Origin of the sequence: Pseudomonas sp. B21-009 (assembly GCF_024749345.1) — a bacterium.
Classification (GTDB): domain Bacteria; phylum Pseudomonadota; class Gammaproteobacteria; order Pseudomonadales; family Pseudomonadaceae; genus Aquipseudomonas.
Window position 1 is genome coordinate 1,717,601 of record NZ_CP087199.1, and the last position, 18,490, is coordinate 1,736,090.

Sequence of the window (18,490 nt, forward strand, 5' to 3'; positions counted from 1 at the left end):
CCAATAGCCCGGGAGCAAGGCATGACACAGACGGTACTGGTGCTGGTAGAAACGGTCGACGACTACCTTCCCCTGTTGGAACACAACGGCTTTCGCCTGATCCGCGCGCAGACCCCGGCCTTGCGCGCCGAGGCCATTGCCCGCCATGGCAGCCAGATTGATGCAGTGCTGACCCGGGGTCCGCTGGGCCTGTACGCCGATGAAATGGCCGCGTTGCCCGCCTTGAAAATCATCTGTGTGATCGGTGCCGGTTACGAGCAGGTCGACCTTGCGGCCGCTGCTGCCCGGGGTATTACCGTGACCAACGGTGCTGGCGCCAATGCCACGGCGGTCGCCGACCATGCCATGGCCTTGCTGCTGGCGGTGGTGCGCGATATTCCCCGCGCCGATGCCTCGACCCGCCGTGGCGAGTGGAACCGGGTGATCAGCCCGTCGGTCAGCGGCAAGCGCCTGGGCATTCTCGGCCTCGGCGCGGTCGGCCTGGCGATCGCCAAGCGGGCGGCGCAGGGCTTCGACATGCCGGTGAATTACCACAACCGCACGCCGCGTAGCGACGTCGCTTATCACTATTGCGACAGCCCCCTGGCCTTGGCTCGGGAATCGGACTTTCTGATTGTCGCCACCCCGGGCGGCGCCGCTACTCGCCAGTTGATCGACAAGCCGGTGCTTGAAGCGCTGGGGGCAGAGGGCTTTCTGGTCAACATCGCCCGGGCCAGCGTCGTCAGCACGGCGGACCTGGTCGATGCCTTGGAAAACGGCGTGATCGCCGGTGCCGGGCTGGATGTATTCGATGACGAACCGGCAGTGCCTGATTCCTTGAAGGCCCTGCCCACGGTAGTGCTGACCCCGCACGTCGCCGGTCAGTCGCCGGAAGCGGCGCGCGACACCGTGCAACTGGTGCTACGCAACCTGCAGGCGTTTTTTGCCGGCGAGCCGGTGCTGACCCCGGTCACGGCCTGACAGCTGCTAGACTTGCCGGCTCTTCTCCCAGCAAGGAGCCTTGATCATGTCCCTGGAAAAACACGGTAGCTGCCTGTGCGGCGCCGTCAAACTCAGCGTCAGCCTTGAGAAAGCCAGCGTCAACGCCTGCCATTGCGGCATGTGCCGGCAGTGGGGCGGCGGGCCGTTTTTTTCGGTGCACTGTGTCGAGCCGGTGAAATTCACCAGCGGCCAGCCAGTGTTCCATGACTCCTCCGACTGGGCCCAGCGCGGTTTCTGCGGCAATTGCGGTACGCACCTGTTGTACCGGCTGAAATCCGGCAATTTCGACGCGGTGTCGGTGGGTGTACTGGAGGGTGACACCGACTGGGTGTTCGATCTGCAGGTGTATATCGACAAGAAACCTGAGTACTACTGCCTGGCCCGAGGCACGCCGACGATGACCGCAGCCGAAGTCGAAGCCATGTTCAGCTAAGCGCCAGCAACCAGTCCTCGAACACCTGCGCCGCCGGCGAGCGCAGGGCCTGTTTGTCGTGCACCAGGTAGTCGGCTTGCCCGGTGTGCACGACAAACTCCGAGACCTGGCGGATCAGGCCGTTGTCGATCCGCTCGCGGGCCATGAACTCCCAGCCAAGGCCCACGCCCATCCCCTGCATCACCGCATCGAACACCAGATTGACCTGGTTGAAGGTCACCGCATTGGCCGGCGCCTGGTAACGCAAGCCCTGATGGCCGAACCAGTCCTGCCAGTCCAGGCAGTTCCAGGCCGAGGCATCCAGCTGGATCAACGGCAAGGCTTGCAACTCACTCAGTGACTGCACAGCGGGCAGGGCACGTTTGACGCTGGCGATCGGGTAGATGGCCTCATCGAACAACTTGCTGGCCTTGAGCGAGCTCCAGTGGCCATGGCCATAGAGAATGCCGAAGTCGTAATTGCCAATATCGCTTTCGCTGATTTCGTTGCTGGCATGAATGTTCACCGTCAGCTCCGGGTGCTGTTCGTTGAAGCGCAGCAGGCGCGGAAACAACCAGTACTGGGCCACCGCATGGGTGCAGATGACGCTGACGTTGCGGCTGCCGTGGCCGCTTTTAAGACGCAGCACATTGGCCAGCAGGCTTTCCAGCATGGGCTCGACGATGGCATTGAAGCCGTCGCCGGCCGCCGTCAATGCGATGCCCCGGGCGCGGCGCTCGAACAGCAGCGCGCCGAGGTGTTCTTCCAGCAGCTTGATCTGTTTGCTCACCGCGCTCTGGGTCAGGTACAGCTCGCTGGCCGCGCGGGTAAAGCTGCCGGTACGCACCACTGCCTCGAACGCGATCAGGGTGTCCAGGGGTGGCAGGTGACGGCTGAAGCGGCTCATGTGACGGTCCGGTCTGGGGAATGTCTGAATCATAAGGTCGATGCTTTCAGCGTGAAAGGTATTCCTGCAGGGAATGCCTGCATGCCGAATGATCTTTTGTCCAGGCGCTGTCCAGGCGTTAGCCTGCGCTCTTCTTAGATCAGGAGCAGGCACGTGAAACGGGGTGTGGCGTATGCCGGGGTAGCCGGTGCGATGTGGGGGCTGGTATTGATGGTGCCGCAGCTGTTGCCGGAGTTCAGCCCGGTGCTGCTCAGCTGCGCGCGTTTCGTGCTGTTCGGCCTGGTGACCCTGGTGCTGGCGATTCCCATGCGCAAGGCCCTCGGACGCCTGACCCTGGGCGACCTGTGGATGATCGGGCGCCTGGCGCTGATCGGCAACCTGCTGTACTTCATCTGCCTGGTGGCGGCGATCCAGCGCCTGGGTGTAGCGCCGGCGTCGTTGATTGTCGGCGTATTGCCGCTGACCATCACCCTGTATGGCCGTCACGACAGCGGCGGGGTGGCGCTGCGTCAGTTGTTGCTGCCGCTGGGCCTGATCTTGGCCGGCATGCTGTGCATCAACCTGCAGACCTTTGCCCTCGAGCCGGGAGCGGTGGCCGACAAACTGGCCGGGGTGCTTTATGCCCTCGGCGCGCTGGTTTGCTGGACCTGGTACGCGGTGCACAACAGCCGTTACCTCAAGCAGTGCGGGCATTTCGACAGCCATCAATGGTCGGTGCTCAACGGGGTGATGACCGGCGTGTTGAGCCTGGTGCTGGTGGCGCTGCTGGCGCTGTGGCAGCCGGCGCAGTTGCAGGTCGAGGCGGCGCCTGAGCGCTGGACGCTGTTCTGGCTGTACAGCCTGGGTTGCGCGGTGTTCGGCTCGTGGCTGGCGGCGCTGCTGTGGAATGCCGCGTCCAAGCGCATGCCAGTGACGTTGAGCGGCCAGTTGATCGTCTTCGAGACCCTGTTCGCTTTGCTCTACGCCTTCATCTGGCGTCAGAGCGGCCCGAGCCTGCTGGAGGGCCTGGCGATTGTCCTGGTGATCGGCGGCGTCTGCTGGTCGATGCGCCAGCACGAGCCGGGCAGGGTGGTGGTGACTGCCCAGGCTTGATCGCTGGCCTTGCAAAACCTCGCCAACCCTGCGAAAACGCTGGCCACCAAAGGCATATCCCGCTTCAACGAGGTCAAGCATGAGCAGCGAACTGCAAATCATCGATATCCAGCCAGGCGACGGCAAGGCCGTGGTCAAGGGCGCGCTGATCACCACCCAGTACACTGGCTGGCTCGCCGACGGCACGGAGTTCGATTCCTCCCACAGCCGTGGCAAGCCGTTCCAGTGCGTGATCGGCACCGGCCGGGTGATCAAGGGTTGGGACCAGGGCCTGATGGGCATGCAGGTCGGCGGCAAACGCAAACTGCTGGTGCCGGCGCACCTGGGCTATGGCGAGCGCAGCATGGGCAAGATCCCGCCCAACTCCGACCTGACCTTCGAGATCGAGCTGCTCGAAGTCCTTACCCGCGACGATTGAGCGCCGTCGGTCTTAATTCAGCAACATCAAGGCGCTACAGTAGCTCTGGCTCAGGGCCGAGCGCTCAGGGATCGAACCAAATGGCATTCTTGCACTCTGAAGCATGCCCGATTCCACGGATGGAGCATCAGACAGGGATCCCCCCGCGGCTTCGGCCGCGGGGTGGCACAGGCGGGTCAGCCTCAACCCTTTTTGCTGTGAAGAGCCCTATGAAGTTGCCCTCCCTGTTCAAGCGTCACCGTCACGCTGCGTTGTCCCTTGCCCTGCTTGCCGGTGTCGGCCTGCTGGCCGTCGAGGCGCTGGAAAGCCGCGCAGCACCTGTGGACGGTGTGCAGACCCTGGTGTTCCTGCGTCATGCCGAAAAGCCCGGCGAGGGCCTGGGGCAGCTCAACTGCCAGGGCCTGAACCGCGCCCTGGACCTGGCCACCCTGCTGCCGGAGAAGTTCGGCAAGGCTGACTATGTGTTCGCGGCCAACCCGTCCCGGCACGTCGAAGAGGGCAGCAACGACGACGCCTACAGCTATATCCGCCCGCTGATGACCATCAGCCCCAGTGCCATCAAGCTCGGCCTGCCGGTGAACATCGACTTCGGCGCCAACGATACCGGCGATCTGGCCGACGAACTGCTGCAGGACAAGTACCGCAACGCCACCGTCTATACCGCCTGGTCCCACGGCTACCTGCCGGAACTGATCAACACCGTGGCCGGCAAGGCCCTCGGTGAAAAACGGGTGATCACCGACGACTGGGACGGCGAGGACTTCGACTCGATGTACGTACTGACCCTGACCTGGCACGACGGCAAGGCCAGCCTGCTCAGCCGCAACTACAAGCAGGGCCTGAACAACGGCGAGCACAGCTGCCCGAGCTGATGCTCAGTTCAGCGCTTCGAACTGCCCCTTGGCCTCGCGCCATTCAAACACCTTGCCCAGGCAATAGCTGTTGGCTTCTAGCAGCACCTGGGTACTGCCGCCTTCAAGACGCACCTTGACGCTGTCGATACCCTGGCTGTAGCAACCGGGCAGGCCTACGTCAAGGGTTTGCACGCGCTTGCCGCTGGCCTTGTCGATGACCTCGATGGTCTTCACCCGGTCGTGGTCATCGGCCAGCGGAATCTGGAAATAGAAACGCTCGGTAGAGGCCGCCTGGGGCAGTGACGCAGTGCCGGCAGGCCAGACCTGTTGATGACCGAAGTCCGCTACCAGGCGCAACTCCAGGGGAAGCTGCCGGGCATTGGCGTAGGCCGTCCAGGTGCCGAGTATCGGCTTGGCGGCGGCGTTGTCATCGGGGTTGTAGAACTTCAGCCGAGCGTTGGGCAGACCGGCGCTGTCCAGTTCGTCCATGAACAACTGGCGACCGGCGTTGACCGAGCGCTTGAGGCGGATCGGCGTGCGGTAGCGGTCGTAAAAGTAGAAACCGTGCTTGTAGTCATTGGTTTTCTCGATCACCAGGGTGATCGCCTGCTTGCCCAGGGTGCCTTGATAAACAGACTGGTAAGCCTGGGCGCCCAGGCTCAGGCCGAGCAACCCGGCGCCCAGCAGGCATTTGCCCAAGGTGTTCATTGGTTGCGCTCCCTGGCTTGTTGCTCGGTCTTGAGCTCATAGCGATTGCTGTCGGCTTGATGTACGTAGTACTGCGGGTCTTGCCCTGCAGCACCGCCGCTGGCCAGTTGCCCGACCGGAATGGCCTTGAAATCGGTCACCCCATCAGCGTTGAAGTCGGCAAAACTCAGGCTCGCAGTGCCCTGGAAAAACAGCGTCAGGTTATCGATGACCTGCACCGGCTGGCCGCTGGTGCGATCGAGGACAGTGATGCGATCGATGGTGCCGACATACTCGCCGGCGGCCTTGTGTGCATGCACGCGAAATAGCCGGCGGCCGTCCAGCGGCAGTTGCAGCAGTTCGCCCTGCCAGGACGAATCCTGACGGTCGCTGAAGCGGGTCACGCGCTTGAGCGCCAGCGCCTGTCGTTCGCGGTTGCGCAGATCAACCCGGGTACCGGTCAGCTCGCGGTCGTGGCTGAAGGCAAACGGCTGAATCAGCAGCGCAGCGGACGGCAGCTCCGGGTTGTTGAAGATGTTGATCAACAGCGGCAAGCGATAGTCATGGGGCGTGCGCTCAAGGGGGATCAGCCACTGGCGCTGTTCATCAAGCCAGTAACCCTCGAGGGTCTTGTGCTGGGCGTCGTAGGTCAGGGCGACTTCAATGGCGGTGTCGCCCTGGGTGCCGCGATAGACGTGCACGGGCGGCACGGCCAGGACGGTGGCACTGGCGAACAGCGCGGCAAACGCAATGAAAAGTCGAACCATGCTGCGATCCTTGCAAAGGTGGGGGCGCAAGGATGGGCTGCTTGTCAGCGCTTTTCAAGGCGAGACGCGCGGCTGACGTGGGCGATCTGTTCTTCGGCCCGTTCGCTGAACAGTTGCAAGAGGTCGTCGAGCGTGTGCGGCTGGCTTTCGTTGGCGCGGGTCAGGGCGTACAGGGTAATCGGCAAGGCCGGGTCCAACGGCCGCACCAGCGTTTGCGCCGACCCTTGGGCGGTGAACGGATCGATCAAGGCCAGCCCGGCTCCGGATTCGACCATGGCCCGGGCCAGGGAGTAGGTCTGCACCCGGATGCTGGTGCGCGGCGCCGGCTCAAGGTTCTTCAGGTACTGGCCGACCTGGGCGGCCAGCGGGTCGCTGCTGCTCAGGCCGATCAAGGGCGCATCGGCCAGTTCTTCAACTGCCAGCGCCAAGCCCTGGCTGTCTGCGCTCCAGTAGCCTTTGGGGGCCAGTGCCACCAGCTTGCCGTGGGCCAGGGGCTGGACATTCAGGCCGGGGTGTTCGGGGTGGCGCAAGGTCAGGGCGACATCGATTTCGCGCATCAGCAACTGCTGCACCAGCTCGCGGCTGTGCAGGCTCGACAGTTCGCATTCGGACTGCGGGTGGCGCTCGGCCCATTGGCGGATCACCGGCGCAAACAACGCCAGGGCCAGCGCCGGCGTCGCCCCGATGCGCAGGCGCATGCCCGGTTGCCGGCGCAGGCTGGCGGCCAGGCGCCGCACCCCTTCAACGCTGTCGCTGACCTTGTCGACTTCGCGTTCCAGGGCCAGGGCCTCGGGGGTGATCTGCAACTTGCCGCGCACCCGCAGGAACAGCGGGAAACCCAGCTGCGCTTCGGCGTGTTGGAGTATTTTCGACACCGCCGGCTGGGTGACGTGCAGCAACTGCGCGGCGCCGCTGATGGAGCCGGTCTGGCGGATGGCCTGGAACACTTCGATATGACGCAAGCGCATGGGGTAGCCCATAACCTTTGTTTATGGTCTGCCCATTTTTATTCATTATCGTCAGGCTGTCACCGGGCCTAGTCTGAAGGCCTTCAGATTGGCGGATGAAAGCACATGGCACAGCGGGTAACGGTGATCGGCGGCGGCGTGATTGGTCTGGCAACGGCCTACGCGCTGGTGCGCGAAGGCTTTGCCGTCGATCTGGTCGAGGCACGCGAGAGCCTGGCGGGCGGCACCAGCTTTGCCAATGGCGGGCAGTTGTCCTATCGCTATGTCGCGCCGCTGGCCGATGCCGGGGTGCCGTTGCAGGCGCTGGGCTGGCTGCTGCGCAGCGAGTCACCGCTCAAGTTACGCCCGCGCCTGGACCTGGCGCAGTGGCGCTGGATGGGCGCGTTCATGGCGGCGTGTCGCAGTTCGGTCAATCGCACCAATGCCGCACACCTGCTACGCCTGGCCTTGCACAGCCAGGGTACGCTCAAGCAATGGCGCGAGGACGATGGCCTGGACGGCTTTGCCTGGCGGCGCAATGGCAAGCTGGTGACCTTTCGTAATCGCGCAACCTTTGCCCATGCCCGCCAGCACCTGCTCGACCCGCAGGGCCAGCAGGTGCTGGATGCGCAGGAGATCCGCGCGCTGGAACCGGCCCTGGCCGATGCGCCGTTCATTGGCGGGGTGTTCACCGCGGATGAAGAGGTCGCCGATTGTCATCGTTTCTGCCTGGCGCTGGTCGAGCGCCTGCAGGCGTCGGGGCAATGCCGCCTGATGCTCGGGCAGGCAGTGACGCGCATCCGCCACAGTGGTGGGGTAGTGCAGGCGCTGGAGCTGGGCGAGCAGGTCGTGCCGGTGGAGCGCCTGGTGCTGTGCGCCGGGCACCGCAGTGCCAGCCTCGGCCTGCCGGGGCTGCAGTTGCCGATCTATCCGCTCAAGGGCTACAGCCTGACCGCACCGATCAAGGCCGGGCAGCGGGCACCGCAGGTAAGCATCACCGACTACGATCGCAAAATCGTCTATGCCCGCCTCGAAGACCAACTGCGCGTCGCCGCCATGGTCGACATCGTCGGCTTTGATGAATCGCTCGATCCGGCACGGCTGGCCAGCATGCGCCAGTTGGCCGGGGCGACCTTGCCCGATGCCGCCGACTACGCCCAGGCCCGCGAATGGGCCGGCATGCGCCCGGCCACCCCCAGCGGCGTACCGTTGCTCGGGGCCACGGCGTACCGCAACCTGTGGCTCAATCTTGGCCACGGCGCCCTGGGTTTCACCCTGGCCTGCGCCAGTGGCCAGCTGTTGGCCGAACTGATCGCGGGTCGCGCGCCGTCAATCGACCTGCACGGCCTGACCCCACGGGCGGCCTGAACCGAACAAGAACAACAACCGCAAGGAGTGTCCCGATGTCGATTCCCCGTTTGCACCGTCCTGCTCTGCTTGCCCTGTCATTGTGTTTTGCCCAGCCGCTGCTGGCGCAAACGCCGACGCTCAGCGGCAGCCTGAAGAAGATCGCCGAATCCGGCAGCATCACCCTCGGCTATCGCGACTCGTCCATTCCGTTTTCTTATGTGGGCGACCACAGCGGCAAGCCCATGGGCTATTCGGTCGATCTTGCGGCTGAGATCGTCAAGCACCTGCAGGCCAAGCTGGCGGTGCCGCCGCTCAAGGTGCGCTACAACCTGGTGACTTCGCAGACGCGCATCCCGCTGGTGCAGAACGGCACGGTCGATCTGGAGTGCGGCACCACCGGGGTCACCGCCGAGCGGCAGAAGCAGGTGGATTTCTCCTATGGCTTTATTTTCGTCAAAGGCCAGTTGCTGACCAAAAAAGACAGCGGCATCCAGGGCCTGGATGACCTCAAGGGCAAGAATGTGGTCAGCACCGCCGGCACCACCAACGAGAAGTACCTGAAGAACTACAACCTGGAGCACCAGTTGGGGGCTTCGGTGATCAGTGCCAAGGACCACGGCGAGGCGTTCATGATGCTGCAGTCCGGGCGCGCGGCGGCGTTCTACATGGATGATGCGCTGCTGTACGGCGAGCGGGCCAAGGCGCGCAATCCGCACGACTGGGTGGTGGTGGGCGAGGCGCAATCGAAGGAGATCTACAGTTGCATGGTGCGCAAGGGCGATGACGGCTTGCTGGCGCTGGTCAATGAAGCGTTGGCGGATGTCTATCGCAGCGGGCGCATCGAGTCGATCTACAACCGCTGGTTCCAGCAGCCGATCCCGCCCAATGGCCTGAATCTGGAGTTTGCGATGACCAGTGAACTGAAGGGCCTGATTGCCAGGCCGTCGAGCGAGCCGGTGCAGTAGTTTCTGCGCTGTTATCAGGCCATCGGCGGCAAGCGCCGTTTTACCGGGGTCTTCTTGACGATCGCGGTGTTGGTCTCGGCGTGGCTGTTGAGCTTGTCCAGCACGGTATCGAGCTCTTCCATCGAGCGCACGTGCAAGCGTGCGATAAAGCAGTCATCGCCGGTGACCTTGTCGCACTCGGTGAACTCGGGGATGGCCATGATCTGCCGCTCCACTTCCTGCAGTTGCCCGGGCAGCGGCCGCACGCGGACGATGGCCTGTAGCTGGTAGCCGAAGCAGCGCGGGTCGATCTCTACCGTGTAGCCCTTGAGCACGCCACGCTCTTCAAGGCGGCGCAGGCGTTCGCTGACGCTCGGTGCTGACAGCCCGCTGAGCTGCGCCAGGGCCTTGAGCGAGCGCCGCGAGTCTTCCATCAGTGCCTTGATCAACAGTTGGTCGATATCGTCGGTCATACAGGCCTCGTTAGGCAAAATGCGAAAACTGCCTTGATAGTAAAGGTACAAGGTCAGTCTAGCCTGTTTTATCCACTGGAACGGTCGCCGCTGCCCTTGCCATAATTTGCCCATCGTCAAGGAGGTGAGTGATGGACAGTTCAATCCGCCGTGGGTCGTTCGAGATGGTCGCCGCGATGTTGATATCCGGGACCATTGGCTGGTTCGTGCTGGTGTCCGGGCAACCGGTACTGGATGTGGTGTTCTGGCGCTGTGTGTTCGGTGCTGGCACCTTGCTGCTGATCTGCCTGGCCATGGGCTTTCTCAAGCCCGGTATCCTGACCCTGGCCACCTTCGCCCTGGCGGTACTCAGCGGCGTGGCCATCGTCGGCAACTGGGTGCTGCTGTTTGCCTCCTACTCACGCGCCTCGATTGCAATCGGCACTGCGGTATACAACGTCCAGCCGTTCATGCTGGTGGGCCTGGCGGCGCTGTTTCTCGGTGAGAAAATCACCGCGCCCAAGCTGTTCTGGCTAGCGGTCTCCTTTGCCGGCATGCTGGCGATCGTCAGTGCCCATGGCAGCCAGGATGGCACTGGCAACGACTACCTGCTGGGCATCGCCCTGGCCCTGGGCGCGGCGTTTCTGTACGCCGTGGCGGCGCTGATCATCAAGCGCCTGAGCGGCACGCCGCCGCACCTGATCGCGCTGATCCAGGTGTGCACCGGCATCCTCCTGCTGGCGCCCTGGGCCAATACCAGTGGCCTGCCGGGCGACGTCGGTGCGCTGGCCAGCCTGGTGACCCTGGGCATCGTCCACACCGGGGTGATGTATGTGCTGCTGTACGGCGCGATCCAGAAGCTGCCGACCGCCTTGACCGGGGCGCTGTCGTTCATCTACCCGATCGCAGCGATTTTCGTCGACTGGTTCGCCTTTGGCCATCGCCTGGCGCCGCTGCAATGGCTGGGTGTGGCCGCGATCCTGCTGGCCGCGGCCGGCATGCAGCAAGGCTGGTGGTTCAAGCCTGCGCTCAAGGCCCCGGCGGTCAAGCCAGACTGACGGCTGCGCGATCGATCAGGGCGGCCACTTCGGCGGCCCTGGACACCAGCGAGGCATGGCTGGCCTCCAGGGTCAGCAGCTCCTTGGGCTGCAGGCGTTCTGCCATGAGTTTCTGGTTGTCCGGGTGGATCATCCGGTCCTGGGTCGAGAGCTGGTACCAGCTGGGTTTGTGCTTCCATGCGGGCTCACCGATGGTGTCACCGAAGGTGCTGGCCAGTGGCGCCTTCTGGGTCACGCTCATCACCAACCCTTCATCCTTACTCAGGTCCTGGCAAAAGCTTTCGTGCAGTTTGTCGGGTTTGATCCACAGGTAGCCATCGCCATCCGGTTGCAGGTTGGCTGCCGCTTGCGGCGGGTTCTTGGCGGTGATGGCGCCGGGGCTTTCGCCGCTGTCGGGGGCGAAGGCGGCGATGTACACAAGGCCGGCGACATTGGCCTGGTTGCCCATCTGGGTAATCACCGCACCGCCGTAGGAATGCCCGACCAGCAGCACCTTGCCGGGTATCGAGGCGACCATTTTGCGCGTGCGTTCAGCGTCATCGGCAAGCGAGGTCAAGGGCATCTCCACCGCATGCAGGTTGCGGTGGCCCAGGCGTGACAGTTCGAGGATGACCCGGCTCCAGTGGGCGGCGCCGCCCCAGAAACCATGGACCAGGACTATGGACGGAGTGTCGCTCATGATCGTTCTCCAGCACAGGGGTGGAATGCTAGTGTAGATGCTTGTGCTTGGCCCCGTTGCGGGGCGCCGCGCAACGCTGAAACGCAGACAGGGAGGTAGGCATGTTTTCCAGAATCAGTCTCGAGCAGTGGCGCGCGTTTGTCGCCACGGTCGAGTGCGGCGGCTATCTGCAAGCTGCCGAGCATTTGTTCAAGTCCCAGTCGGCGGTCAGCCATTCGGTCAATCGCATGGAGGCGCTGCTTGGCCAGGAGTTGTTCATCATTGAAGGTCGCAAGGCGGTGTTGACTTCCTTGGGCCAGGCGTTGCTGCCCCAGGCCAAGCATTTGCTCGGCGCGGCGCAAAAGCTTGAACAATTGGCCAATCAGTATCAGCCGGGGTTGCTCAGCGAGCTGGCGCTGGCGGTCGATGTATTGTTCCCGCTGGAGCTGCTGCAAGCAGGGTTGCAGGGGTTTTCGGCGACCTTCGAAAACTACCGGATTCGCCTGTACGAAACCGCGCTGTCCGGTGCGCGCGAACTGTTGGAAGAAGGCAAGGTCGAGCTGGCGATCGCCAGCAGCCTTCCTGCCGGTTATGTGCACGAGTTGCTGCTGAACGTCAGGCTGGTTTGCGTGGTCGGCGCCGATCACCCGCTGGCCGCCAGCCGGGGCGAGCTGGGCCTGGCGGATTTGCATGCGCATCGGCAGGTGGTGATTCGCGACTCGGGCACCCGTTATCCGCAGAACAGCGGCTGGCTTGGCACCTCCCAGCGCTGGACGGTCAGCAGCCTGGCGGCGGCCTGCACCCTGGTCGAGCGCGGCATGGGGTTTGCCTGGCTGCCCGAGCACGCGATCATTGATGCGCTGGCTGCCGGGCGCTTGCATCGGCTGGCGTTGCAGCATCAGCGCCAGCGGGACGTGCCCTTGTACATCGGTTACCCCGAAGCACTGCGGCACAGTCCCGAGGTGCAGTTGCTGGTGCAGCTGATTGGTGAACACTGCCAGCAGTGCAACAGCCGTGCGCTCGCCTAGCCCTCGCTGTTGTCCAGGTTGGCGCGAATATCGCTGAAGACCTGGCGCAACTGCTCCAGGGTCATGCATTCAGACAAGCGAAAGCGCCCGGCGATCACCAGCGAAGGCACCGAACGCAGGTTCAGTTCACGGCCTTGCTGCAGGTCGCGCTCCAGCAAGGCAGGGGCGTCGTGTTCGAGGCTGTGGGCAAACGCTTGCGGCTCGAAGCCGGCCTCTGCAGCGATGGCCAGTACAGTGGCCTTGTCACCGATATTGCGGTTCTTGACCATGTGCGCCCACTGCAGGCGGTCGAACATCAGTTCGTGACCGGCATTGCCAGCCAGTGCGTGGGCCGCCTGGCAGGCAGTGGCGGCGAGCAGGCCGTTGGGGTATTCGAAGCTTTGCTCGCGCATGCCCGGGATATTGATGCGCTTTTCGTCCTCGGCGCGGGCGCAGGCCTGCCAGTGATCGAGGATGGTTTCCTTGGCCTGGGGCATCGAGCCGAAGCGCTGGATCATCGCCTCGCGGCTGCTTTGCAGGATGAAGCTGCGGTGCTGGATATCCAGCTCGAACTCAGCTTGCAACTGCTTGAGGCGCGGGGCCAGGACAAAGCACCAGGCGCAAACGACGTCGTGGAAGAACTCGATTTTCAGGGCAGGCATGGCAAGATTCCGTTAGTGAAGGTGCAGGCACTATCGGCAACGGCGTCGGTTAAAAAAAGCGACAAAAACCGGTCACATTCACCCATCGTGTTCATCAATGGCCGAACGGCCTGTTGTCACCGGCGGGGCAAGGTAGAATAGGCGGCTTTACCCGATTGAATCTGCCCATGACCTCTGTGATCGACACCCTCCAGCAGCACCTGCTCGCCGCCCTCGACCCGGCGCCGAGCGAAACCCGGCGCCTGTTCCATGGCCGCGGGCGCTGCTGGCCGGGGCTTGAGCAGATCACCGTGGACTGGCTGCAGGGGGTGTTGCTGGTGTCGCTGTTTCGCCAGCCGCCCGAGGGCCAGTTGCCGGCCCTGGAGCAGATGCTCCTGACGCTTGCCCAGGCGCCAGGCTGGTGCGGCCAGGCCATTTTGCTCCAGCACCGTTACCTGCCGGACAGCCCCGGGCAGTGGCTGCTGGGTACCCCCAGCGAGCACTGGTTGATCGATGAGGACGGGTTGCGCTATCAGCTGGACCTGGGCCTCAAGCAGAACACCGGTCTGTTCCTCGACATGCGCTATGGTCGGCGCTGGGTGCGCGAGCAGGCGGCGGGCAAGCGCGTGCTCAACCTGTTCGCCTACACCTGCGGTTTTTCGCTGGCGGCGATTGCCGGCGGCGCCGAGCAGGTGGTCAACCTGGACATGGCGCGCTCGGCATTGAGCCGCGGGCGCGATAACCATCGGCTCAACGGCCATGACCTGGGCAAGGTGAGTTTTCTTGGCCATGAGCTGTTCAAGTCGTGGGGCAAGGTGCGCAAGTCCGGGCCCTATGACTTGATCATCATCGACCCGCCAAGCTTCCAGAAGGGCAGCTTTGTCCTGACCCAGGACTACCGCAAGATCCTGCGGCGCCTGCCGGAGTTGTTGAACGCCGGCGGCACGGTGCTGGCCTGCGTCAACGACCCGGCCGTTGGCCCGGACTTTCTCATCGAAGGCATGGCTGAGCAAGCACCGGAGCTGGCCTTCGTCGAACGTCTGGCCAACCCGCCGGAGTTTCCCGATAGCGATCCGGCGGGTGGCTTGAAGGCGCTGGTGTTCAGGGCCCTTGTGTAGGAGCGGGCTTGCCCCGCGATGCGATGTGGCGGACAGAATGCTATCGCGGGGCAAGCCCGCTCCTACTTGGCTAAGCGCCGCCAGCCCAGCACCACACCGCTGACACTCAGCACCAGCCCGCCCAGGCTGAAGGCGATCATCCAGGCATCCCACAATGGCCGCCGTTGCAACAGCGGTAGCCAGTCCCAGCTGTGCAGCAACGAGAACAACCAGCGCGACACGCGCCGTGGCTGGTCCAGTACACCCAGCACTTCGCCGGTGTACAGGTCCAGGTGCAGCCAGGTCTGTTGCGGGTCTGCAAAGCGTACGCGCAACACTGGCAAACGCTTTTCCAGGTGGCCGAGCATGCTTTGCTCGGCCCGGGCGTAGTAGTAGAAGTCGTAGGCTTCAAGTTGCTCGCTGTGCATCTGGCCCTGGGGCAGGATCGCTTGTGCGGCGCGCTCCAGCACCTCCCGCGGCAGGCGTTCGAGCACCTGGCCGTCGGCAATCGACAGCACCCGCGTGCGCCCGGCGCCATCATGACCGACCAGGTACCCCGCACCCGCAATCAAGCGCCATTCCAGCTCACGGGCCTTGAAACCTTGCTGGTCGAACCGCGCCAGCGCCTCAGAGGCCGACAGCGGAAAAGCCGCCGCAGTCAATGGCCCGCCTTGATAGGCCGCAACGTTCAGCGGCACTGAACTGCTGAACAGCCGCCACGGGTTCATCGACATCAAGCCACTGAAGATCCAGGTAATCGCCAGCACGCCAAACAGCAAGCCGCCGATATGGTGCCAGCGGGCAATGCCCCGGTAGGGCGAGCGCGAGCCACTGCGGTAAGGCTTGCGCAGGCGCCAGCGCAGGATCCCGATCACCGCGCCAAGCAACGCCATCAGGGTGCCGGCCAGCGACAGGCTGATCACCAGGTTGCTCCACAGGCCGTCGACGCCAATGCCGCGCAACGGATACAGCCAGTGCAGCCAGGCGCCGACCAGGTTCCAGCCGCGCTCCAGGGCGCTGGCATCGCGCACCACTTCGCCGGTATGGCCGGAGATGTATAGCAGGGTGCGTGCGCCATCGTCGAGCTGCACCCGCTGCAGCGGGCGCTCGGCGTCGAGGGCGCGCGAGTGGCTCCACAGATCTTCGCTCACCGCGCCGGCATAACGGGCTGTTGCCTGCGGGTCGTATTGATGCGCACTGGCCAGGGCCTGTTCGCGATCGATCGCCTGCAGGCGCTGGCCAGTGCGGGCGTCCACCGCCACGCTGGCCCGGCCTGGATAGCTGAACAGGTAGCGCGGCGTGCCGGCCACCGTGCTCAGGCGGATGCTGGCCGGGGTGCGCTCGGCATCGGCACTGCGCAGGGCAGTGCCGAGGTCGACGCAGCAATCTTGAACGCGCAACTGCGGCAGGTGAGCGAAGTGCTCGCGCGGGGTCAGCTTGGGGTAGCCGACATACAGCATGACCATTCCCGAGAAGAACCACAGGGCCATGAACAGGCATAAGCCGATGCCCAGCCAGCGGTGCCACAGGTACAGGTAACGTTTCATCGGCGGCGTCCTAGAAGCGCGTCTGCACGGCCAGCTCCAGGGTGCGCGGGGCACCGAGGTAGAGCATGCTCGAGGAGGTCCAGCGGGCATACACCTCGTCGGTCAGGTTACGCACCCGGGCCGTGATGCGCGTGTCGTCATCAACCTTGAAACCGACGAAGGCACCGAAGATCGTGTAGGCCGGCGCGTAGCGGGTGTTGGCCGCGTCGGCATACACCGAAGACACGTAGCGGCTGTCGGCACCGATTTGCCAGCTCGGGTCGATATCGTAGGTCAGCCAAAGGTTGGCGACCCGCTCGGGGATGTTGGTCGGGGTATTGCCTTTGCGCGAGATCGAGCGACCGCCGACGTTCTCGTTGAACTCGTCGTACTGGGCGTCGACGTAGGCAAAGTTGCCCTCGGCCAACAGTTTCGGTGTGACGTGCAGCGAGGCGGCCACTTCTACCCCGCGCGAGGTCTGCTTGCCCACCGGCTGGGTGACGCTGGGGTTGGCGGCATCGGCGGTGGCGAGGTTCTTGCGCTCGATCTGGTAGGCGGCAACGGTGGCGGCGCCGCGGCCATCGAGGAAGCTGAACTTGCTGCCCACTTCCAGCTGCTTGCCGGTGCTCAGGTCGAAGTCGCGTACGGTGGCAAAACTGGCTGTGCTGAGCATGCCCGAGGGCGGGTCGGCGGCGGTGCTGTACTGCACATAGACGTTGGCCGCCGGGGTCAGCTCGTAGACCAGGCCGATGCGCCCGGTGGTGGGCTCGTAGCTGCGCTTGAAGTCCAGCGGGTTGTTGGCATCGACCGTGCGGTAGTTGTGCACATCGAGGTCGATATGGTCATAGCGCAAACCGGTGAGCAGCGACAGGCGCTCGGTCAGTTGCAGGCGGTTCTCGACGAACGCCGCCCAGGTGTCGACGGTGTTCTCGCGGTTCTTCTGAAAGCCCGGGACCATGCCCTTCAGGTCATAGAAATGCCCGGGTTCGAAGCTGGCCGGATCGACACTGTCGAAAATACCGGTGATCGAGCGCGGGTAGGTCATCTGCACGTTGTGGCTGTAGTCCAGGCCCGCCGACCACTGGCTGTTGAGGCCGAACAACTGGCCCTCGTGCAGCAATTCGAAGCGGTTGCCGTTGAGCTCCTGGTCATGGCGTTGCAGCAGCGCGTTGGAGCGGTTGACCCGGCTGTTGTCGGCGTTGTAGGCGTAGGTTTCGAGGTTACGAAAATCACGCTCGGTGTTGTAGTGGTAGAGGGTGTTGCGCAGCGAGGTGTTGTCGTTGAAGCGGTACTCGGTGATTGAGCGCAGCCAGCGCACGCGCTGCTCGTAGCGGCCGTCCTCGACGTTGTAGTTTTCGAAGCGGCGGCTCTCGTCGACCTTCATTTCGCCGCCCAGCGGGTTGAGCACCGGGCTGCCCCAATAGGGGCTGTCGACCGTTTCGTTCTGGTACTCCACGGCCAGGGTGTGGGACAGCTGGTCGTTGATGTCGGTGAGCAGCGAGAACGCCACGGTCCAGGCATCGCGCTCTTCGCGATCGACATAGCCGTTGCTCTTGCTGTGGCTGAAATCCAGGCGTGCGTAGTTGCGGATGCCATCGCCGTCGTTGAGCGCATGGTTGAAGCCGAACGAGGTCTCGCTGCTGTCGTAGGAGCCGTACTTGATTCTGCCTTCGTTGAAGTTCTCGTCGCGGCTGGCCAGTTTGCTGATGTAGTTGATCGAGCCGCCGACGGCGCCAGCGCCAAACAGGAAGCTCGACGGCCCGCCGACGGCTTCGACGCGGTCATAGATCCAGCTGTCGACCGGGCGCGCGGCAACCGAGTCGTACTGCACGCTGATGCCGTTGAACAGCTGGGTGATCTGCCCCCCGGAAAACCCCCGGTAAGCCACCGAGCCTGCCGAACCCGGTGGTGAGGCGGCGGTCATGCCGGGCACGCCGTTAAGCGCGTCCTGGGTGGTCTGCGCGCCGCGTTGCTCGATCTGCTGGCGGTTGACGATGCTCACCGAGGCCGGGGTTTCCCGCGGGGTGAGGCCAAGGCGCGAAGCGGTTTGCGACGGGGTGTCGAGCAGCACGCCGTCTTCGGCGTCGGCGCGGCTGTTGATACGCAGGTCGGGCAGGGTCAGCGGCGCCTCGGCCACAGCGTGGAAGGGCAACGCGCACAGCAGCGCCGCGCAACCGTAAAGGCGATAGGAGTAGGGCATGAATCACACTCTGGAATTTGAGCCAGCGGCCGCCTGCACCTGTCAGGCAGGCACAGCAAAAAACGGCCGGTTTCGGGCAGCCCAAGCGGCTGCCAGGAGGTTCAAGCCAGAAGCGGGGAGGCGCGGGGGTTGGCGGCCGGCCAGCAATATCGCGGCGGCGCCTTGCTGCGCAGTTCACGGTGATAGCGACGTACCCGGGTAACCGCCAGCAGCCAGCCGATGACCAGCACCAGGCCCAGGCAGACCACGGCGGCAGCGCACACCGGGCAGGTCTGCATGCTGTCCCAGCCGGCCACCGTCTGATCGCCGAAATCGCTTTTCAGCGTCGGCCCGGCGCTGCCCATGGCCGAGCAATAGGCGCCGCCGATACCGTTGAGTTGCAGGCCCATCATCTGCCCGTGACCGATACCGCAGGCGAACAGATTGAACAGGACACAGAAGTACAAGGTCCAGGCAATCAGCGGGCGGTCGGCGGGGGCGCGGTTCATGGCC

General features: G+C 64.1%; 20 protein-coding genes. 10 read left to right on the top strand and 10 right to left on the bottom strand.

Annotation, left to right across the window (positions count from 1 at the left end):
• Window positions 1-21 precede the first annotated feature (21 nt).
• Window positions 22-960 carry a 2-hydroxyacid dehydrogenase gene (locus LOY34_RS07975; RefSeq protein WP_195883379.1) on the top strand — a complete coding sequence of 313 codons (939 nt, stop codon included), beginning with the start codon at window positions 22-24 and terminating at the stop codon, window positions 958-960.
• Window positions 961-1,006: 46 nt separating this feature from the next.
• Complete coding sequence (locus LOY34_RS07980) at window positions 1,007-1,414, top strand: GFA family protein (RefSeq protein ID WP_195883380.1); 408 nt, start codon at window positions 1,007-1,009, stop codon at window positions 1,412-1,414.
• Here the strand turns inward: LOY34_RS07980 and LOY34_RS07985 are convergent.
• Entirely contained in the window at window positions 1,407-2,300 is an 894-nt protein-coding gene (locus tag LOY34_RS07985; protein ID WP_093385566.1) for a LysR substrate-binding domain-containing protein, read from the bottom strand. The genes LOY34_RS07980 and LOY34_RS07985 overlap by 8 nt on opposite strands.
• A 153-nt stretch (window positions 2,301-2,453) precedes the next feature.
• Between LOY34_RS07985 and LOY34_RS07990 the strand changes: the two genes are divergently transcribed.
• The 3 genes from LOY34_RS07990 to LOY34_RS08000 all read left to right on the top strand — a co-directional run bounded on the left by LOY34_RS07990 (window position 2,454) and on the right by LOY34_RS08000 (window position 4,682).
• On the top strand, window positions 2,454-3,392 hold the full coding sequence (locus tag LOY34_RS07990; protein ID WP_195883381.1) for a DMT family transporter: 939 nt from the start codon (window positions 2,454-2,456) through the stop codon (window positions 3,390-3,392).
• A 79-nt stretch (window positions 3,393-3,471) separates the two neighbouring features.
• On the top strand, window positions 3,472-3,810 hold the full coding sequence (locus LOY34_RS07995) for an FKBP-type peptidyl-prolyl cis-trans isomerase (RefSeq protein WP_195883382.1): 339 nt from the start codon (window positions 3,472-3,474) through the stop codon (window positions 3,808-3,810).
• A gap of 209 nt (window positions 3,811-4,019) precedes the next feature.
• On the top strand, window positions 4,020-4,682 hold the full coding sequence (locus LOY34_RS08000) for a hypothetical protein (RefSeq protein WP_045200362.1): 663 nt from the start codon (window positions 4,020-4,022) through the stop codon (window positions 4,680-4,682).
• 3 nt (window positions 4,683-4,685) lie between these two features.
• On the opposite strand, the gene LOY34_RS08005 is transcribed toward LOY34_RS08000, so the two are convergent.
• The 3 genes from LOY34_RS08005 to LOY34_RS08015 are packed head-to-tail and all read right to left on the bottom strand — an operon-like array spanning window position 4,686 to window position 7,086.
• Window positions 4,686-5,372: a hypothetical protein gene (locus LOY34_RS08005; protein WP_195883383.1), complete on the bottom strand. Its 687-nt coding sequence runs from the start codon at window positions 5,370-5,372 to the stop codon at window positions 4,686-4,688.
• Window positions 5,369-6,118 carry a hypothetical protein gene (locus tag LOY34_RS08010; RefSeq protein ID WP_195883384.1) on the bottom strand — a complete coding sequence of 250 codons (750 nt, stop codon included), beginning with the start codon at window positions 6,116-6,118 and terminating at the stop codon, window positions 5,369-5,371. The genes LOY34_RS08005 and LOY34_RS08010 overlap by 4 nt, the downstream gene beginning before the upstream one ends.
• 44 nt (window positions 6,119-6,162) lie before the next feature.
• Window positions 6,163-7,086, bottom strand: coding sequence for a LysR family transcriptional regulator (locus LOY34_RS08015; protein ID WP_093387641.1), 924 nt, complete (start codon window positions 7,084-7,086; stop codon window positions 6,163-6,165).
• A gap of 105 nt (window positions 7,087-7,191) precedes the next feature.
• On the opposite strand from LOY34_RS08015, the gene LOY34_RS08020 reads away from it, so the two are divergent.
• Together LOY34_RS08020 and LOY34_RS08025 are read left to right on the top strand one after the other, a co-directional pair.
• Entirely contained in the window at window positions 7,192-8,433 is a 1,242-nt protein-coding gene (locus LOY34_RS08020; protein WP_195883385.1) for a D-amino acid dehydrogenase, read from the top strand.
• Window positions 8,434-8,468: 35 nt separating this feature from the next.
• Window positions 8,469-9,380, top strand: a complete 912-nt coding sequence (locus tag LOY34_RS08025; RefSeq protein ID WP_176794286.1) for a transporter substrate-binding domain-containing protein — start codon at window positions 8,469-8,471, stop codon at window positions 9,378-9,380.
• Between the two features lie 14 nt (window positions 9,381-9,394).
• On the opposite strand, the gene LOY34_RS08030 is transcribed toward LOY34_RS08025, so the two are convergent.
• Window positions 9,395-9,832, bottom strand: coding sequence for an Lrp/AsnC family transcriptional regulator (locus tag LOY34_RS08030; RefSeq protein WP_045200368.1), 438 nt, complete (start codon window positions 9,830-9,832; stop codon window positions 9,395-9,397).
• 131 nt (window positions 9,833-9,963) lie between these two features.
• Between LOY34_RS08030 and LOY34_RS08035 the strand changes: the two genes are divergently transcribed.
• A complete protein-coding gene (locus LOY34_RS08035) occupies window positions 9,964-10,869 on the top strand; it encodes a DMT family transporter (protein ID WP_093385546.1) in 906 nt (301 codons plus the stop codon).
• Here LOY34_RS08035 and LOY34_RS08040 read toward each other — a convergent pair.
• On the bottom strand, window positions 10,856-11,548 hold the full coding sequence (locus LOY34_RS08040) for an alpha/beta hydrolase (RefSeq protein ID WP_045200372.1): 693 nt from the start codon (window positions 11,546-11,548) through the stop codon (window positions 10,856-10,858). The two genes, LOY34_RS08035 and LOY34_RS08040, sit on opposite strands and share 14 nt — an antisense overlap.
• Window positions 11,549-11,649: 101 nt before the next feature.
• Here LOY34_RS08040 and LOY34_RS08045 point away from each other — a divergent pair, with 101 nt between their 5' ends.
• Window positions 11,650-12,555: a LysR family transcriptional regulator gene (locus tag LOY34_RS08045; protein WP_195883386.1), complete on the top strand. Its 906-nt coding sequence runs from the start codon at window positions 11,650-11,652 to the stop codon at window positions 12,553-12,555.
• Here the strand turns inward: LOY34_RS08045 and LOY34_RS08050 are convergent.
• Window positions 12,552-13,196, bottom strand: a complete 645-nt coding sequence (locus LOY34_RS08050) for a DsbA family protein (protein WP_195883387.1) — start codon at window positions 13,194-13,196, stop codon at window positions 12,552-12,554. The two genes, LOY34_RS08045 and LOY34_RS08050, sit on opposite strands and share 4 nt — an antisense overlap.
• A gap of 167 nt (window positions 13,197-13,363) precedes the next feature.
• Between LOY34_RS08050 and LOY34_RS08055 the strand changes: the two genes are divergently transcribed.
• Entirely contained in the window at window positions 13,364-14,293 is a 930-nt protein-coding gene (locus LOY34_RS08055) for a class I SAM-dependent methyltransferase (protein ID WP_195883388.1), read from the top strand.
• Between the two features lie 62 nt (window positions 14,294-14,355).
• Here the strand turns inward: LOY34_RS08055 and LOY34_RS08060 are convergent, their stop codons facing one another.
• From LOY34_RS08060 to LOY34_RS08070, 3 genes are all read right to left on the bottom strand, one after another.
• Window positions 14,356-15,819 (bottom strand): PepSY domain-containing protein, encoded by a 1,464-nt coding sequence (locus LOY34_RS08060; RefSeq protein WP_195883389.1) that lies wholly within the window; start codon window positions 15,817-15,819, stop codon window positions 14,356-14,358.
• A gap of 10 nt (window positions 15,820-15,829) precedes the next feature.
• Window positions 15,830-17,998, bottom strand: a complete 2,169-nt coding sequence (locus tag LOY34_RS08065; protein WP_195883390.1) for a TonB-dependent siderophore receptor — start codon at window positions 17,996-17,998, stop codon at window positions 15,830-15,832.
• Window positions 17,999-18,099: 101 nt separating this feature from the next.
• Window positions 18,100-18,486: a DUF2946 domain-containing protein gene (locus tag LOY34_RS08070; RefSeq protein WP_093385520.1), complete on the bottom strand. Its 387-nt coding sequence runs from the start codon at window positions 18,484-18,486 to the stop codon at window positions 18,100-18,102.
• Between the last annotated feature and the right edge of the window lie 4 nt (window positions 18,487-18,490).

Excerpts from the sequence above, each read along its gene's own strand:
- LOY34_RS07975 (WP_195883379.1), top strand. The coding sequence starts at position 22 with ATGACACAGACGGTACTGGTGCTGGTAGAAACGGTCGACGACTACCTT.
- LOY34_RS07980 (WP_195883380.1), top strand. The coding sequence starts at position 1,007 with ATGTCCCTGGAAAAACACGGTAGCTGCCTGTGCGGCGCCGTCAAACTC.
- LOY34_RS07985 (WP_093385566.1), bottom strand. The coding sequence starts at position 2,300 with ATGAGCCGCTTCAGCCGTCACCTGCCACCCCTGGACACCCTGATCGCG.
- LOY34_RS07995 (WP_195883382.1), top strand. The coding sequence starts at position 3,472 with ATGAGCAGCGAACTGCAAATCATCGATATCCAGCCAGGCGACGGCAAG.
- LOY34_RS08000 (WP_045200362.1), top strand. The coding sequence starts at position 4,020 with ATGAAGTTGCCCTCCCTGTTCAAGCGTCACCGTCACGCTGCGTTGTCC.
- LOY34_RS08005 (WP_195883383.1), bottom strand. The coding sequence starts at position 5,372 with ATGAACACCTTGGGCAAATGCCTGCTGGGCGCCGGGTTGCTCGGCCTG.
- LOY34_RS08010 (WP_195883384.1), bottom strand. The coding sequence starts at position 6,118 with ATGGTTCGACTTTTCATTGCGTTTGCCGCGCTGTTCGCCAGTGCCACC.
- LOY34_RS08015 (WP_093387641.1), bottom strand. The coding sequence starts at position 7,086 with ATGCGCTTGCGTCATATCGAAGTGTTCCAGGCCATCCGCCAGACCGGC.
- LOY34_RS08020 (WP_195883385.1), top strand. The coding sequence starts at position 7,192 with ATGGCACAGCGGGTAACGGTGATCGGCGGCGGCGTGATTGGTCTGGCA.
- LOY34_RS08025 (WP_176794286.1), top strand. The coding sequence starts at position 8,469 with ATGTCGATTCCCCGTTTGCACCGTCCTGCTCTGCTTGCCCTGTCATTG.
- LOY34_RS08030 (WP_045200368.1), bottom strand. The coding sequence starts at position 9,832 with ATGACCGACGATATCGACCAACTGTTGATCAAGGCACTGATGGAAGAC.
- LOY34_RS08035 (WP_093385546.1), top strand. The coding sequence starts at position 9,964 with ATGGACAGTTCAATCCGCCGTGGGTCGTTCGAGATGGTCGCCGCGATG.
- LOY34_RS08040 (WP_045200372.1), bottom strand. The coding sequence starts at position 11,548 with ATGAGCGACACTCCGTCCATAGTCCTGGTCCATGGTTTCTGGGGCGGC.
- LOY34_RS08045 (WP_195883386.1), top strand. The coding sequence starts at position 11,650 with ATGTTTTCCAGAATCAGTCTCGAGCAGTGGCGCGCGTTTGTCGCCACG.
- LOY34_RS08050 (WP_195883387.1), bottom strand. The coding sequence starts at position 13,196 with ATGCCTGCCCTGAAAATCGAGTTCTTCCACGACGTCGTTTGCGCCTGG.
- LOY34_RS08055 (WP_195883388.1), top strand. The coding sequence starts at position 13,364 with ATGACCTCTGTGATCGACACCCTCCAGCAGCACCTGCTCGCCGCCCTC.
- LOY34_RS08060 (WP_195883389.1), bottom strand. The coding sequence starts at position 15,819 with ATGAAACGTTACCTGTACCTGTGGCACCGCTGGCTGGGCATCGGCTTA.
- LOY34_RS08065 (WP_195883390.1), bottom strand. The coding sequence starts at position 17,998 with ATGCCCTACTCCTATCGCCTTTACGGTTGCGCGGCGCTGCTGTGCGCG.
- LOY34_RS08070 (WP_093385520.1), bottom strand. The coding sequence starts at position 18,486 with ATGAACCGCGCCCCCGCCGACCGCCCGCTGATTGCCTGGACCTTGTAC.